The organism is Actinoplanes sp. NPDC051343 (genome assembly GCF_044455125.1).
GTDB lineage: Bacteria > Actinomycetota > Actinomycetes > Mycobacteriales > Micromonosporaceae > Actinoplanes.
The window spans coordinates 969,060-984,289 of the sequence record NZ_JBITEL010000001.1 but is presented as its reverse complement, the minus strand read 5'-3'; the positions used below and the strand labels follow the sequence as shown (position 1 = coordinate 984,289).

Annotated in this window: 15 protein-coding genes; 8 read left to right on the top strand and 7 right to left on the bottom strand. The window is 70.6% G+C overall.

The annotated features are described in order from the left end of the window. Positions 1-31 precede the first annotated feature (31 nt). Positions 32-964, top strand: coding sequence for a DMT family transporter (locus ACIA5C_RS04290; RefSeq protein WP_396051101.1), 933 nt, complete (start codon positions 32-34; stop codon positions 962-964). A 57-nt stretch (positions 965-1,021) separates the two neighbouring features. Here the strand turns inward: ACIA5C_RS04290 and ACIA5C_RS04285 are convergent, their stop codons facing one another. After that, on the bottom strand, positions 1,022-2,329 hold the full coding sequence (locus ACIA5C_RS04285) for a serine hydrolase domain-containing protein (RefSeq protein WP_396051099.1): 1,308 nt from the start codon (positions 2,327-2,329) through the stop codon (positions 1,022-1,024). A 100-nt stretch (positions 2,330-2,429) separates the two neighbouring features. Here ACIA5C_RS04285 and ACIA5C_RS04280 point away from each other — a divergent pair, with 100 nt between their 5' ends. Continuing rightward, positions 2,430-2,879, top strand: a complete 450-nt coding sequence (locus ACIA5C_RS04280; RefSeq protein WP_396051098.1) for an NfeD family protein — start codon at positions 2,430-2,432, stop codon at positions 2,877-2,879. Positions 2,880-2,906: 27 nt separating this feature from the next. Next, the gene (locus ACIA5C_RS04275; RefSeq protein WP_396051096.1) at positions 2,907-4,046 is read left to right on the top strand and encodes an SPFH domain-containing protein; all 1,140 of its coding nucleotides are present in this window, start codon (positions 2,907-2,909) and stop codon (positions 4,044-4,046) included. Positions 4,047-4,112: 66 nt separating this feature from the next. Here ACIA5C_RS04275 and ACIA5C_RS04270 read toward each other — a convergent pair whose 3' ends face one another. After that, positions 4,113-5,045 carry a hypothetical protein gene (locus tag ACIA5C_RS04270; RefSeq protein ID WP_396051094.1) on the bottom strand — a complete coding sequence of 311 codons (933 nt, stop codon included), beginning with the start codon at positions 5,043-5,045 and terminating at the stop codon, positions 4,113-4,115. A gap of 176 nt (positions 5,046-5,221) precedes the next feature. Here ACIA5C_RS04270 and ACIA5C_RS04265 point away from each other — a divergent pair, with 176 nt between their 5' ends. The 3 genes from ACIA5C_RS04265 to ACIA5C_RS04255 are packed head-to-tail and all read left to right on the top strand — an operon-like array spanning position 5,222 to position 6,999. Then, positions 5,222-5,674 carry a hypothetical protein gene (locus ACIA5C_RS04265; RefSeq protein ID WP_396051092.1) on the top strand — a complete coding sequence of 151 codons (453 nt, stop codon included), beginning with the start codon at positions 5,222-5,224 and terminating at the stop codon, positions 5,672-5,674. Positions 5,675-5,693: 19 nt separating this feature from the next. Beyond that, entirely contained in the window at positions 5,694-6,368 is a 675-nt protein-coding gene (locus ACIA5C_RS04260) for a hypothetical protein (RefSeq protein ID WP_396051090.1), read from the top strand. A 43-nt stretch (positions 6,369-6,411) separates the two neighbouring features. Then, positions 6,412-6,999, top strand: a complete 588-nt coding sequence (locus ACIA5C_RS04255; RefSeq protein ID WP_396051088.1) for a dihydrofolate reductase family protein — start codon at positions 6,412-6,414, stop codon at positions 6,997-6,999. 8 nt (positions 7,000-7,007) lie between these two features. Here ACIA5C_RS04255 and ACIA5C_RS04250 read toward each other — a convergent pair whose 3' ends face one another. From ACIA5C_RS04250 to ACIA5C_RS04240, 3 genes are all read right to left on the bottom strand, one after another. Further along, positions 7,008-7,772, bottom strand: a complete 765-nt coding sequence (locus tag ACIA5C_RS04250; RefSeq protein WP_396051086.1) for a helix-turn-helix transcriptional regulator — start codon at positions 7,770-7,772, stop codon at positions 7,008-7,010. Positions 7,773-7,782: 10 nt separating this feature from the next. Next, the gene (locus ACIA5C_RS04245; RefSeq protein ID WP_396051084.1) at positions 7,783-10,083 is read right to left on the bottom strand and encodes a transglycosylase domain-containing protein; all 2,301 of its coding nucleotides are present in this window, start codon (positions 10,081-10,083) and stop codon (positions 7,783-7,785) included. 219 nt (positions 10,084-10,302) lie between these two features. Further along, positions 10,303-11,094, bottom strand: a complete 792-nt coding sequence (locus ACIA5C_RS04240) for a TrmH family RNA methyltransferase (RefSeq protein ID WP_396051082.1) — start codon at positions 11,092-11,094, stop codon at positions 10,303-10,305. Positions 11,095-11,202: 108 nt separating this feature from the next. Here ACIA5C_RS04240 and ACIA5C_RS04235 point away from each other — a divergent pair, with 108 nt between their 5' ends. Further along, positions 11,203-12,012 carry an SDR family NAD(P)-dependent oxidoreductase gene (locus tag ACIA5C_RS04235; RefSeq protein WP_396051080.1) on the top strand — a complete coding sequence of 270 codons (810 nt, stop codon included), beginning with the start codon at positions 11,203-11,205 and terminating at the stop codon, positions 12,010-12,012. On the opposite strand, the gene ACIA5C_RS04230 is transcribed toward ACIA5C_RS04235, so the two are convergent. Then, a complete protein-coding gene (locus ACIA5C_RS04230) occupies positions 12,002-13,192 on the bottom strand; it encodes a phosphotransferase family protein (protein ID WP_396051078.1) in 1,191 nt (396 codons plus the stop codon). The genes ACIA5C_RS04235 and ACIA5C_RS04230 overlap by 11 nt on opposite strands. Here ACIA5C_RS04230 and ACIA5C_RS04225 point away from each other — a divergent pair. Beyond that, positions 13,151-14,185 carry a MalY/PatB family protein gene (locus ACIA5C_RS04225; protein ID WP_396051076.1) on the top strand — a complete coding sequence of 345 codons (1,035 nt, stop codon included), beginning with the start codon at positions 13,151-13,153 and terminating at the stop codon, positions 14,183-14,185. The genes ACIA5C_RS04230 and ACIA5C_RS04225 overlap by 42 nt on opposite strands. A gap of 487 nt (positions 14,186-14,672) precedes the next feature. Here the strand turns inward: ACIA5C_RS04225 and ACIA5C_RS04220 are convergent, their stop codons facing one another. Next, positions 14,673-15,227, bottom strand: coding sequence for a hypothetical protein (locus tag ACIA5C_RS04220; protein ID WP_396051073.1), 555 nt, complete (start codon positions 15,225-15,227; stop codon positions 14,673-14,675). Positions 15,228-15,230: the final 3 nt, after the last annotated feature.

Genomic DNA, 15,230 nt, shown 5'->3' with positions numbered 1-15,230 from the left:
CTGGACCATACCCGGGTCGAGCATGAGTGACGTGACTGCTGTCGTGACCGCTTCCCCGCGTACGGAATCCTCCCTTGCCGCCGGCCTGGCCGGCGCCGTCGGCATGGTCTGCGTCGGCGGCAGCGTCGCCGTCTCCGGCGCGCTCGCCGGCGCCCCGGTCCTCACCGTCCAGGCCCTCCGGTACGCGGTGGCCTGCCTGCTCCTGCTCCTCTTCGCCCGCCGAGCGGGGGTGCGGATCGTCGCGCCGCGGGGCGCGGAGTGTGCGTGGCTCGGCGGGGTGGTGGTGACTGGGATGTTCCTGTTCAACGTGGCCCTGGTCCAGGGTTCGCGGCACGCCGAACCGGCCGTGCTCGGCGTGGCCGTGGCATGTGTGCCGATCCTGCTCGTGGTGGCCGGGCCGGTGCTGCAGGGGCATCGCCCGATGCCGCGGCTGGTGCTGGCCGCGTCGGTCGTGACCGGGGGAGCGGCGCTGGTGCAGGGCCTGGGGCGGGCCGACCGGATCGGACTGGTGTGGGCGTTGGTGACCTTCGCCTGCGAGGCCGGGTTCACGCTGCTCGCGATGCCGGTGCTGGGACGGCACGGGCCGCTCGGGGTTTCGGTGCACTCGACGTGGATGGCGGCGCTGCTGTTCGCGGCCTCCGGCCTGGTCGTCGAGGGCCCGTCGGCGGTCCTGCGGCTCACCGCCGAGGACCTGCTGGCCGGCGCCTATCTCGCAGTCGCGGTGACGGCGGTGGCGTTCGTCCTCTGGTACACGTGCGTCTCCCGCCTGGGTGCCGCCCGGGCCGGCCTGCTGACCGGGATCGCCCCGGTCGCGGCGGCGGCGACCGGGGTTCTGATGGGCGGCCCGATGCCCCGGCCGCTGGTCTGGGCCGGGATCGTGACCGTGGCATGTGGCCTCGGTCTCGGCCTCAGGCCGGGCGGATCTGTGGATGAGCCCGAAAAACTGTCGTACCCGTCTGCTTGAGTCAGGCCCCACCCAGTGCCGGGGTGGGGCCGCGTGGGCTAGGCCAAGCCGCGTGGGCTAGGCCAAATGGTGGGGGTCGCGGCTGAAGACGAAGGTGGCTACGTCGATCTTGTCGACCCGGCCGGTCTCCGGGTCGCGGAGAAGGGTCAGGATCTCGCCCTCGTCCTTGCCGTCGACCCCGCGCCAGCGGTCCGGCGCCTCCCGCACGAAGCGCGAGCCCCGGCCGTTGTAAGTCATCTCCACCGCGTCGCCGTCGGCCGCCACCTCGTACTCCCGGCCCATCCACCACCAGCGCCCGCAGATCTCGGCCGCCTCGCCGTCCGGTGGCGTCGCCGGCAGCCAGGTCGCCGGCGTGGCCGGCTCGGCGTCGACCGCCGCGTCCAGCGCGGCCAGGCCGACGTCCTTGATGCTGGTCCCGGTCAGGCTGTACGAGTTGGCGAACACCACCACGCCGAGCCGGCTCCGCCGATGCACCGTCAGAAAGGCCTGATAGCCCGGCATCGAACCGCTGTGCCCGACGTAGACCCGCTCGCCGACCCGGAACAGCTCGGGGCCCAGCCCGTGGCCGCCGGTCCACGACTCCAGGTCGTTGATCACGACCGGCGTGCACATCTCGTCGACCGTCTCCCGGGCCAGCACCGCCGGGGCCGGATCGGTCAGGAACGCCGCCCACTTCGCCATGTCGGTCGCCGTCGACCAGAGCTGCCCGGCCGGCGCCATCGCCCCCGCGTCGCAGCGCGGCTCCTCGTGCAGCGTGCCGTCCAGCTGGTGCACCACGTAACCGCGGGCGAACGGCTCCACCGGCAGATAGGTCGTCCGTTTCATGCCCAGCGGGTCGAGGACCCGCTTGGCGGCCAGCGACTGCCACGTTTCCCCGGTCACCCGCTCCAGGACCGCGCCGAGCAGCCCGTACGCCAGGTTGGAGTAGCGGTAGCGCCGGAACGGAGCGCCGTACAGCTTGTCGTAGCCCAGCTCGGCCAGCAGCTGGTCGACGTCGCCGCCGTCGCGCCGTTCCCACCACGCGCCGTCCGGCTCCCGCTGCAGGCCCGACACATGCCCGAGCAGCTGGCGCAGCGTCACCCCGCCGACCGGGGTGCCCGGCAGATGGCGGTAGAGCAGGTCGTCGAGGGCGAAGAACCCCTCGTCGCGCAGCTGCATGACCATCGTCGCGGTCAGCGTCTTGGTGATCGAGCCCAGGCGGTACTGCGTCTTCGCGTCCGGCCGGGGCTGCTCGCCGACGCCGGCGAAATGCAGTACCGCGCGGTCACGGACCACGGCGAGCACCAGGGACGGCGTACGCCCCCGGGCCTGGGCGCGAGCGGCGATCTCGTCGACCCGGCGGGCGGTGTCCGGCAGTAACGACACGGTGGACCCCTTCGATGGTTGACTCACGGGTTTAACTGCCTGCCAAGGTTTCGGGAAACGCAGGATCGCAGTATGTGCGTACGCGTGTCACGATCGAAGGGTGGAAGCGATTCTCTGGATCGTGCTCGGCGTCGTACTCGCGATCGCCGAGGCTTTCACGGCGACCCTGTTCATCATTTTCTTCGCGGTCGGTGCACTGGCCGCGGCCGGTGTGGCGGCGCTCGGCGCGTCGCTGCTCCTTCAGGTGATCACTTTCGCTGTGGTCTCGGGGCTGTCGGTGGCCGCGCTGCGGCCGATCATCATGCGTCATGCCAAGTCGGCCGCCGAGACCGACGACACGCAGTTCGGGCTGGAGGCGATCGAGGGCGGTCACGGCACCGTCCTGGAAGAAGTGGACGGCGATCGCGGAATGATCAAGATTGACGGCGAGATATGGCAGGCCCGCTCGTTCGACCATCAGGAGAAATATCTCCCCGGTGAACGCGTGCGGGTCATCAAGGTCCTCGGCGCCACCGTGATCGTCTGGCGTGAAGATCTTCCGAACCTTTAGAGCCCGAACACATAAAAGAGAGGCGCCATGGAAGCTGTAATCGGTGTTCTCATCCTGGTGATTTTGATCTTCGCCGTCACTACTCTCGTTCGATCGGTCCGTGTCGTCCCGCAGCAGCGGATGGACATCGTGGAACGGCTGGGCAAGTACAAGCGGACGCTGAGCCCCGGGCTCAACCTGCTGATCCCGTTCGTCGACTCCGTACGCAACAAGCTGGACATGCGTGAGGCGGTCGTGTCCTTCCCGCCCCAGCCCGTGATCACCTCGGACAACCTGGTCGTGTCGATCGACACGGTCCTCTACTACAAGGTCGTCGACCCGGTGCGGGCCACCTACGAGATCGCCAACTTCCTGCAGGCCATCGAACAGCTGACGGTCACCACCCTGCGTAACGTCATCGGCTCCCTCGATCTGGAGCGCGCCCTGACCAGCCGCGAGGAGATCAACCGCCATCTGTCCATGGTGCTCGACGAGACCACCGGCCGTTGGGGCATCAAGGTCACCCGCGTCGAGATCAAGGCGATCGAGCCGCCGCCGAGCATCCGCGACTCGATGGAGAAGCAGATGCGCGCCGAGCGCGAGCGGCGCGCCACCATCCTCAACGCCGAGGGCCACAAGCAGGCGGCGATCCTCACCGCCGAGGGCGAGAAGCAGGCGTCGGTGCTGCGTGCCGACGGCGACCGGCAGTCCCGCATCCTCCAGGCCGAGGGCCAGGCCAAGGCGATCCGCACCGTCTTCGACGCGATCCACCAGGCCAACCCGTCCCAGAAGGTGCTGGCCTACCAATACCTGCAAGCCCTGCCGCAGATCGCGAACGGCACCGCCAACAAGGTGTGGATCGTGCCGACGGAACTCAGCAGGGCCCTGGACGGCCTCGGCGGCGCGCTCGGCGGCCTGGCCAACATGGTCGGCGACAAGCCGACGTCGGAGGTCGACGCGGGCGCGGTCGAGCGCGAGGCAGCCGAAGCCGCCCAGGCGGCGGCCGCCGAGGCGGCCAAGGTCGACGAGGCCGTACGCACGGCGGAAGCCCAGGTCAGCGGCAACGCCCCAGCCGTCGACCCGGACCGTACGGCGGCCCTCCCGGCCCCCGACCCGATCCCGCCGTCGGCCGCGCTGGGCAGTGCCGACTACAACGGGCAGCAGCAGCAGGAACCCGAAAGGGCCTGATTCACACCTGTACGAAAAATGGCCGGTCCCGCTGCGAAGCGGGACCGGCCATCTGATTTCTGGTCGTCAGTCGGTCGAGGAGGCCGACTGGGAGGGGTCGGCGCCGGCGCTGTCCGACGGCTCGACGCTCGGGGGTGCGCTCTGGTCGGCGCCGCCGTTGTCGTCCGCACCGGCACCGGCACCGGCGATGCCGGCCGCGGTCTTGGCGTCGGCCAGCGCCAGGCAGGCCTGCAGCAGGCTGGCCTGGGCCGAGGTCACCGCGGCCTGCGAGGCGGCGTTACCGGCCTGGTCACCGGCGTTGGCGCCTTGGTCACCCGCGTTGCCTGCCTGGTCACCGGCCTGGCCGGCGGCGTCGCTCGCGGAGGCGGACGGCTCGGCCGCCTTGTCGCCACCCTTGGCGGCGGCCTTCTTCTTCGCCGCGGCTACCGCCTTGGCCCACTTCTTCGCCAGCTTCTTGTTCTTGGCGGCCGCCTTTGCGGCCGCGGCCTTCCCGCCGGCGGCTTTGTCAGCGGTGGCCTTCCCGGCCGCCTTATCACCGGACTTGCCGGCCGCCTTGTCGCCGGCATTGTCACCCGCGTTGTCACCGGCCTTGTCTCCGGCTGCATCGTCTCCCGCCGCGCCCTGCTGGTCACCGGCGTTCTGGTCGGCCGCGTTCTGGTCGGCTGCCGCCGCGTCCGCCGCGAACGTGTCGCACGCCGTCTCGAGGGCCGCCGCCGACGCGAGGGCGGCGTCGTTCGCGCCCTGCTCCTGCTGGGGTGCCAGCTTCGCGCCGTCGCAGAGCACGTCCGCGCCGTTGATCTCCAGCTTCGCGCACTTCGACACGTCGAACTGCTGCCCGTTCACGGTGACGACCTTCGCCGCGGCCGGCGTCGTGCTCGCCGACGCGATCTGGACTCCCGCCAGCCCGCCCGCGGTCAGCACACCCGCTACGACGACCGCCCCGATCACCTTGCGCCGGTTCCCGTTGTCCCGGTTCCTTCGGTACGCCCGCGATCTCATCGTCACTCCTCGTCGAGACTTGATGTGCCGGATGCGTGCCAGTACGGGCCTCTCCGCCCGGACGGTTCAACGCATTCCGTCGATGACCCCTCGCCGACCCCTCGCGAGCGCCGGTGTTTCCCCAGGCCAGGCGACCCGCGCACGCTGTCTGGAAAATTCTCGAAAAACACCCGCGAGTGACCATGATCAATCACCTTGGTCAGCATGTCCGCCCGGCCGTCGTCACCCTCCGTGCGTGCTCATCGAGCCGCGATCCGGCCGACGGCGCCGTGGGATTTTTGCGCCGCGATGAGCGGGTGGCCGACGGCGTCGTCGGATCTTGCGCCGCGGTGAACAACCGCGGTGACACCGCCACCCACGAGCAGCACCGCGCGCTCGAGCGGATGGCCGGCAGCGGGCTCGGAGCATCGCGACGCGCTTCCAGGCGAGCACGCCCGTTTCCCTCGACCGCGGCAATCATCGATGGCCCACGGCCGGTCGATTTCCTGATCGGCGGGTCCGGCGCCGCAGCGGCGGGGTGCGCTTCGCCGACGCCGGGGGTATTTCGTGGATTTCGCCGCATGCCGTTCACGGGTTTGTCATGCTGCTGGCGCAGGATTCCCGACGGTGCCCCCGGGCCGCTCGGCTGAGCCCACACGAGGCGGCGCCATGAGCATCAGCCATCACCACACGGCGAGCGGCCGGCCGCTCCGGGTCTCTCCGGCCTGGGTCGGGGCCGCGAGGCCGGCCGCCGGCGCGGCGGCCCATCCACACCTTCCGGTACGCGAGGCGGTCTGGATCTGGTCGGTCCGCCGTTACGCCCGCCTGGCCCTCTGGGCTCTGCCCGCGGCCGCCCTGTTCCAGGGCTGGAGTTCGCTCGGCGTCAAGCCGGTGCCCGGCTCGCTCGTCGTCGAACTGGCCGCCGCCTGGCTCAGCCTGGTCGCCATGATCGCGCTGGCCGGGTTGCTCGCCGGGGCCCGTACGCATCGTCCAGCCCTCGCCGGCCTTCTCCTCGGCCTCGCCGGTTTCGTGATCGCCCTGCCGGTGGCGGCGTTGCCGCCCGGGGTAGCGGCCGAAGGCTCGCCGCTCACCGCCGAAGGGATGCGCGCGATGACCCTGGTCGGCGCGGCCTGCAGCGCCGGGGGCTGGCTGCTGCTGGGGTGGGCGGTCTTCCGCTCCAAGCTGGTCAACCCGGCCGACGGGGTGCTGCTGATGCTGGCCGCGGCGGCGATCGGAGCCACCCCGTTCACCAAGGAGCCCCTACCCACGGTAGGGGCTCTGCTTTTGCTGGCCGCCGGCACCGGCCTGGCCTGGACCAGCAGCCGGCTGATACCGCGGGTGTGAGTCCGGTGGCATGCTCAGGGAGCACGCCACCGGAAGGAGCACCATGCCCAAGGTCGTCGCCGACATCTCGATGTCGCTGGACGGTTTCGTCACCGGCCCCGATGTCGCCCCCGGCCTCGGCCTGGGCCGGGGCGGCGAGGGCCTGCACACGTGGGCGCTCGAGCCCGACCCGGTCGACACCGAGGTTCTCGACGACGCGGTGGACGCCACCGGTGTGGTCGTCATGGGCCGCCGCCTGTTCGACATCATCGACGCACCCGACGGCTGGAACGACGAGATGGGCTACGGCGCCGCCCGCGCCGCCCAGCCCCCGCTGCTGGTCGTCACCCGCACGCCGCCGGCCGAGGTCCGGCTGGCCGACCGCACCACGTTCGTCGTCGACGGCATCGGCTCGGCGGTGTCGAAGGGCGTCTCGATGGCCGACGACCGCGACGTGGTCATCATGGGCGGTGGCCGCACGATCCGTACGGCGATCGAGGCCGGAGTGGTCGACGAGCTACGGCTGCACCTCGCGCCGGTCCTGCTCGGAGGCGGCACGCCGCTCTTCACCGGCGCCGCGCCCCGCTCCCTGCGGCAGATCCACGTCCGGGTGTCCTCCCACGCCACCCACCTGACCTACCGCCTCGGCTAGGACAAGCTCTAGGACAGAGGATCCAGGGCGGGCAGGAAAGCGACCAGGAACTGGCGGTCGTCGGCGGCGGCGGCCAGCTTGGTGTAGTCGAAGTCCAGCCGGCCGAGCGTGGGGTGCCGGAGCCGTTTGCGTCGTGGCTCGAACTCGGTGACGGTGTGCTCGGCCCACAGCTCACGAAAGGCGGGCACGTCGAGCAGGGCCTCGAGCAGTTCGGGGCCGCGCGGATCGTCCGGGTGGCGTCCGAGCGCGGCCCGGAACTGTCCGGCCATCGACCGCGCCTCGGTTTCCCAGTCGACGACGTGCCCCGGCTCGGTGAACATCATCCAGAGGACGTTCGGTCCCGCTTCGATGCCACCGATCAGGTTCGCGTACGCGTCGTTGCAGGCCAGGACGTCCCACCACGGCGTGGCGACGTAGGCCGGATGCGGGTTCAGCGCGTTGGCCAGCCGCGCGAGCATCGGTTCGGCCACCGGCTGGGTGCGCATCGCGGGCGGCAGCGCCAGCCCGGCCAGCGTGAACAGGTGGGCCCGCTCGGCCGGGGTCAGCCCGAGCGCCCGGGCCAGGCTGTTCACGACCGGCCGGCTGACGCTGATGTCGCGCGCCTGTTCGAGCCAGGTGTACCAGGTGACGCTCAGCCCGGCGAGCTGTGCGAGTTCTTCGCGGCGGAGTCCGGGCGTACGCCTGCGGGGCCCGGCCCCGAATCCGGCCGCGACCGGATCGCCGGCCTCTCGACGCGCCCGCAGGAATGCCCCCAGCTCCGCCCGTTGCACCACACCACCATCATTACCGCGGTTTGTCGTCGCAGGTAATGCCGACCGTTTCGAGGGGGCAGCCGCTGTTCGACGACGGGTCCGGCGGCGGTGTCACGCCGTTGCCGAATCGGCTCGGGTCGCCGGTCTTCTGCCGGGGCGGGAACGCCTCATTGTTCCAATTCTTGGATTTGGCCGCGGCGTTGAGGAATGCGTCCCAGACCCGGGCCGGGGTGCCGGCGCCGGCCATGTCGCGGCCGCCGTACTCCGCCGGTTCGTGCATTTCGAATTTCGAGCGCTTGGCGCCGACCCAGACCGTGGCCGCCAGTTGCGGGATGCCGCCGACGAACCAGCAGTCGCCGGAACCGATGTGCTTGTCCCTGCCGTCGTCGTACTCCCAGGTGCCGCTCTTGGCGATCGACGCGCGGCCGCCCTTGAGGTCGCGGTGGTCGGTGGTGACGATCTTGCCCATGACGGCCGACTCGTTGGACATCGTGTCGGCCGCGAAGACCCGGTTGCCGGCGGTGTTCTCGGTTAGCAGCGTGTCTTTCCGGCCGGTGTCGGCATTGACCTGGGTCACCGACTTGAGGAAGTGGGCGGTGTGATGCACGCCTTGGCCGACAATGGTCGCCACGCCCTCGGCGTGTTCGAGCGGGACGACGCGATATTGACCGAAGGCGACCTCGTTGTCGAAGTAGCCGGACCGGGTCCAGGTTTTCGCGTCGGTCCGGGTCAGGTCGACCGGCGCCCGCTTGCCGTCCTGGAAAAGGTGTTTGAGGCCGGCCTGCTTGGCCGCCTCGATCACCTTGTCGCGGCCGATCGCGTCCGCGATCCAATAGAACGGGAAGTTGTACGACTTGATCGTCGCCGTTTCCAGGTCGCAGTGACGCCCGTTGCCGTGGCACAGCTCGCCGGGATCGGCGCCCGAGTTGTTGATGACGCCGCCGTTGTTCCGGCGTTTGTCGACGTCCCATGTGGAGTCGAAGGACACGCCCTGCTGCAGGCCGGCGGCCAGCGTGTAGATCTTGAAGCTGGAACCGGGGGACTGGCCGCCATTGATCGAGGTGCCGTCGCCGGACAGGTAGCCGGCGTAGTCGAGCCCATTGGGGTCGTCACCGCCGTAATAGCCGAGCACCCGCCCGGTGTTGGGGTCGATGCCGATGACCGCCGACTGGTATTTCGAGCTCAGCTTGTGCATGGGCGAGTCGGCGTTCGTGCGGGAACCGGCGTCCTCGGCCGCCTTCTGCACCTTGGGGTCGATGGTGGTGGTGACGGTCAGGCCGCCCTGTTCGAACGCCGATTCGGGGATGCCGGCCGCGTTCAGTTCCGCCTTCACATGCCGGATGATCATGCCGACCGGCTTGTCCGCCGCGCACGTCTTACACGTGTCCGAACTCGGCTTCTTCACCGCCGGATATTTGCGCTGGTCATACTCCTGCTGAGTGATCCAGTGCATGTCCACCATGTTCTTCATGGTGTATTCCCAGCGATCCTTCGCCCCGGCCAGGTTGTAGTTCGGGTCGAAACCCGGAGCACCACCCTTGACCGGATACGGCTGCTTGATGATCGACGCCAGCACCGCCGCCTCATCCGGGGTGATCGCGTTCTTCTGCCCCGCCGGCGTCGTCACCGACTTACCGAAATAGCCCTGCGCCGCGGCCTCGATACCCTGCCGGCCCTCACCCAGATCGATGTAGTTCAGGTACATACCCATGATCTGGTTCTTGTCGTACTGCGACTCCAGCTTGCGGGCGATCACCGCCTCGCGCAGCTTGCGGTTGATGCTGATCGCTTTCAGGTTCGCGACGTGCCGCGCGTACTGCTGAGTGATCGTCGAGGCACCCTGCGTCGCACCGCCGGTGAAGTTGTTCCACGCGGCACGCACGATGCCCTTCATGTCGATGCCGTGATGGGTGTAAAAGTTTCTGTCCTCGGCCGCCGCGACCGCATGCTCGACAACCTTGTTGATCTTCGCCTCGGGCACCACCGTGCGGTTCTGCTCACCCACCTTGGCCAGCACATTGCCCGCCCCGTCGAGGATCGTGTTCGACTGATCCTCACTGACCGGCGGCGGCAACTCCACACTGTCGAAGAAGTAGGTACCACCCACCACCCCGGCACCCAGCAGAATCACCACCACCGCCGCGGCCGCGGTCAGAATGTTGGTACGCCGGCGACGCTTGGCCACCTTCGACTTGGGCTTCGGTCCGCCCTCGCTGCCCTCGCTGCCCTCGCTGCCCTCGCTGCCCTCGCTGCCCTCGCCGCCGGAGCCAGCCGGACGGCCGCCGCCGGGACGGACCACCGCGGCCCGGCCGCCGACTGAGGCGCTGCCCACTGAGGCGCTGCCCACTGAGGCTTTGCCGACCGGCCGCGTCGAGCCCACCGGTGCACTGCCTCCCGGTGAGCCGGGCACCCGGGCCCGGGCGCGCGCGGACTGCCAATCGCCATTGTCGGTATTCACCTGGCCAAGACGGAGACAGCCGCCGGATGGAACGCATCCGAAGCCTGTGGGATGGGTCACAACCCCGGCGCGCGGGCGGCACCGGCCGTGCCGTCATCGGGTCAGTTCGTAGAAGGCGATCGCGGCCGCCGTCGCCACGTTCAGGGAGTCGACGTCGTGGTGCATGGGTATGACGACGCGGACGTCGGACGCGGCCAGCGCCCGCCGGGTCAGGCCGGGGCCTTCGGCGCCCAGCATCAGGGCGGGCCGGTCACGCTGGGCGGGGGTCAGGCCGGCCAGGGGTACGGCGTCGGGCGCGGGAGTCATCGCCAGCAGGGTGAAGCCGGCCGCGCTGATCTCGGTCAGGGTGCCGGCCCAGTCGTCCGACTTCGCGTACGGGATGGCGAAGACCTCGCCCATGCTGACCCGGACCGCGCGGCGGTAGAGCGGGTCGGCGCAGTCCGGGGAGAGGATCACGGCGTCCATGCCGAGGGCGGCCGCGCTGCGGAACAGGGCGCCCAGGTTGGTGTGGGTGTTCAAGCCTTCGAGCACGACTATCCGGCGGGCGTCGGCCAGCACCTTGCCGACCGGCCGTGGAGGCTTGCGGTGGAACGACGCCAGGATGCCGCGGTGCACATGGAAGCCGGTGATCGATTCGAGGACCGCCGGTGACGCCGCGTACAGGGGGGAGGCCGGCGGCAGGCCGGTCAGCTGATCCACCCGTTTCTCGTCGACGAGCGCCGACCGCATCTCGTAACCGGCGCGCAACGCCCGGTGGATGACCAGCTCGCCCTCGGCGATGAACAGCCCGTTCGGCGGTTCCCACCTGGTCCTCAGCTCGACGTCGGTGAGGGCCCGGTAGTCGCCGATGCGCGCGTCGTCGGGGTCGGTGATGAAGTCCGGCACAGAAGCATTATCGCCCGGAGACGATCAGCCCAGGATCCTAGGACGCGATTAGAGGCTGGTACCAACGGCACCAGGGAACGCCGCACCGACCGTGCTGTCGTGGGGGGCATGACGCAGAACGAGCGGGTTGCACTGGTGACCGGGGCTACGCAGGGGCTGGGCAGGGCCCTCTGCGAAGCGCTCGCACGGAAGGTCGGCACCGTCTATGTCACGGGGCGCAGTGCCGGCGCGGTGCGGGCGGTGGCGGAGGAACTCGGGGTGCGGGGCGAAGTCTTCGACGTTGCCGAGCCCGAGGCGGCCCAGCGCCTGGCGACCACGATCGAGGAACGGCACGGCGGGATCGACATCGTCGTCGGGAACGCGGTCATGCGGATCGGGCCGGAGGACGACGAGCGGAAGATCATCCACGAGTACGCCGAGGTCAACAACTTCGGGACGACGCGGCTGCTGCGGGCGTTCGCGCCGCTGCTGCGCGACGGCGGCCGGCTGGCGATCGTGGCCAGCAGCCTGGGGACGCTGCGCTACCTGGCGCCGGTGCTGCACCCCCGGTTCGACGGCGACCCCGACGAGGCGATCCGGGGGTGGCGGGACGATGTCGCCAGCGGCCGGGCGCGGGCGAGCGCCTGGCCGAGCTTCATCAACATCCCGTCGAAGATCGGCCAGGTGGCTGCGGTGCGAACTCTCGCCGCCACGCGGCGGGCCGACGACGTACGCCGGGGAATCATGCTGCTCGCGGTGTGCCCCGGCATGATCAACACCCCCACGTCGGGGTTGTGGTGGGACGTCAGCGGCGCGCCGACACCGGCCGAGGCCGCCGCGCCCCTGGCCGACCTGCTGCTCGGACCGGCGCGGCCGGAGCTCTACGGCGAGCTGGTGCGCGACGGTCAGGTGCTGGACTGGGGTGCGGTCAGCGACTGAGCAGCTCCCGGATGGTTTCGATCGAGCGCGCGAAGTAGCGGTGGCCGGGCGGGCGGGTGAGAAAGTCGGCCAGCGAGTACAGGTCGAGGGCCTGGCTGAGCTGGCGCCACCCCGGGGGCAGCGACCCGCCGTACTCGGTGAAACCCTGCAGGAAGGCGTCGGCGAAGCCGGGCGCGCGTTCGTGGCGCAGCAGATTGCCGACGTCGAACAGCGGCGAACTGCTGAACGCGAACTCCCAGTCGAGCACGGCGGTCACCCACCAGCGGCCGTCGTGCTGCTCGGCCAGGATGTTCTTGGGATTGAAATCGGCGTGGACCAACTGCCGGGAGCCGCGCAGAGACGTCAGCGGAGGCGCGACTCTTTCCGCGTGCCGCAAAAGAGCGTTCTGCTCCGCCTGCGTGAGATGCCCCTCGGCATTGCCTTCTTTGAGGCATCGCTCGACGAACTCCGGCAGTCCCTCGGTCGGGTCGACGCCCGGCGGCCCGGGCTCGAGATCACTGCCGGAGAAAAAGCCCGGCGAATCGAAGGAGACCGTGCCGATCGTCGCCAGCGCCGCACCGGTCGAACGTCCCAGTTCGGCCGCCTCGCCGGCGCTCAGCCTGGGCAGCACCTCACTCATCGGCCGGCCCGGCATGAACGTCATGAGCAGCACCGACTCGCCCGCGCTGCGGCCGTCGGGATCGGCCGCGACGATCGTCGGCACCGGCACCAACTGGCCGACGCGCCAGGCCAGCGCGGTTTCGACGGCGCACGCGTTGAAGTGGCGGTAGCGGCGCAGGACGAACGACTCGCCGCCGTCGACGATTATTTGGATATTCTCGTTACTGTATCCGCCGGTCAATGGGTGGGTGGCGATGATTCGCCGGTTCGGCAGTGCGACAGCCTCGATCCAACGGCTGATCCCGGGCTCCAGGCGCATGAACTCATCAAATCTGCTTCCGCGACCGGGAACCATTAAGAGCCGGTGAAGAATCGGCATACGTGGTCTATTCTTCGCCGCGCCTTGACGGGGTACGCCTGCAACGATGGCCGAATGACTGCGGAACTGACCGTCTCCCCCCTCGCCGAACTGCGTCTGCGCACCAGCGTGAAATGGCGCAATTACCCCGAAGACGTCCTGCCGCTGTTCGTCGCCGAGATGGACTACGACCTGGCCCCGCCGGTCGCCGCGGCGCTGCACGCCGCAATCTCCCGGTCCGACACCGGGTACGCGCCGGCGTCGGCCGAACTGGGCCGGGCGTACGCGGGTTTCGCGTCCCGCCGCTGGGGCTGGGAGGTCGACCCGCTCGGGGTGACGAGCGTCACCGACGTGGGAGTCGGAGTGATCGAGGTGCTGCGCCAGCGCCTACGCCCCGGTGACGTGATAGCGATCAGCCCGCCGGTCTATCCGCCGTTCTTCGACTGGGCGCCCGAGGCGTCGGCACGGCTGCTCTCGGTGCCGCTGACCGGCGGTTGCCTCGACCTGGCCGCGCTGGAACGCGCGTTTGCGACCCATCCGGCGGCCTACATTCTCAGCAACCCCCATAACCCGGTCGGGCGGGTGCACACGTTCGACGAACTGGCGGCGCTGGTGCGGCTGGCGCGGCTCTACGGCGTACTGCTGATCAGCGACGAGATCCATGCGCCGCTGGTGCTGCCGGGCGCCGTCTTCACCCCGTTGCTCAGCGTGCCGGGCGCGGCCTCGGTGGCGGTGGCGGTGGTGTCGGCGAGCAAGGCGTTCAACCTGGCCGGCCTGAAGTGCGCGGCGATCGTGACCGGCTCCCCGCGGATGGCGTCGCTGGTCGCCCGGATGCCGGCCGAGGTACACGAGCGGACCGGACACCTCGGCGTCCTGGCGTCGATCGCGGCGTTCACGGCGGGCGACTCCTGGCTGGACGCCCTGCTCGGCACGCTGGCGGCGAGACGTGCCCAGCTGGCCGACCTGCTGGCCACGCGGATGCCCCACGTCCGGTGGAATCCGCCCGAGGCGACGTACCTCGCGTGGCTCGACTGCTCGGCGTGGGGCCCGGACGAGGTGCCGGCGGCCCGGTTCCTTCAGGAAGGCCGGGTGGCGGTCGAACCGGGCACCCGGTTCGGAGCTGCGGGAGCCGGCTTCGTACGGCTCAACTTCGCCACCAGCCCCGAGATCCTCGACGAGGCCGTTTCGCGCATGGCGGCAGTGCCCGGTCTGTGACGTCGCCAGGTCGGCCTCACAGGTGAGGCCGCGCGGCAGTACGGTTGTACTGTTCCTGTCCCGCCGTCTCGGGGGTGTGTCTGTGTCGTCCGGTTCGGGGTCGGGTTCCGGCGCTGATCAGCACCTGCTGGCGCTTCTGCGGGCCATCCGGTTGCGTCAGGCGGCGCCCGACGCGGTGGCGGCCGGAGTCGCCGACACCGCCGCGGCGCTGACCGACCTCGGTCAAGGGCAGCAGTCTGCGCTCCCGGCCGCCGCCGACCAGCCGCCGCGGCCGGGATGGGCCATGCCGCACTCCTCCGAGGACGATCAAGCAGGCAGCGAGCCGGCGACGCCGCAGGAGTTCCCGCCGGAGGCGACCGCTGACTTCTTCGGGCGGTCCACGCCGGGGGCGACCACCGGCGAGGCGCTCGATGACGGGCCGGCGCGGAAGGTGGGGGCGGTGTCGCCCTTCGAGCATGGGCCCCAGCTGCGGCCGGCGGGGCTTCCGTCACTCGACAGCCGGCACCCGGACGACGCCGCCGGTCCGGCCGGGAGCCGGTCGGGCCGCGGCGACGGCATCGGCGCGGTCGGCGGTGAGCCGGGTGCGGCCGGGAGTCGGTCGGGGCGCGGTGACCGCGACGGCGCGGTCGGCGGTGAGCTGGGTGCGGCCGAGCGCCGGGTGGAGCGCAGTCACGGTAGCGGCGAGGTCGACGGTCAGCCGGGTGCGGCCGGGATGCGGTTGGGGCGCGGTGACCGTAGCGGAGAGATCGGCAGCGATGTCGAGCCTGCGCCTCGCGGGGCCGGCCCGGTGCGGGCGGTCGAGGGCGCGGCGGCACAGTTCCGGCTGGGTGAGGCGGGCGGGCGTGTGGTTGGGGCTGGGGACGGTGGTGAGCCGGCGGGGGGTGCGCGCGCTGGGGAGAGAGACGCCGGGGACGGGGCTGGTTCGGCTGGCGCGGGCTCCGCGCGTACGGAAATCGGGGACGCTGCGGGAGCTGTGCAGGCGGCGGAAGGCCGCGGGGGTTTTGAACGTACGGTCGTCGGCCGAGCCTCCGACGGGCCGCAAGCG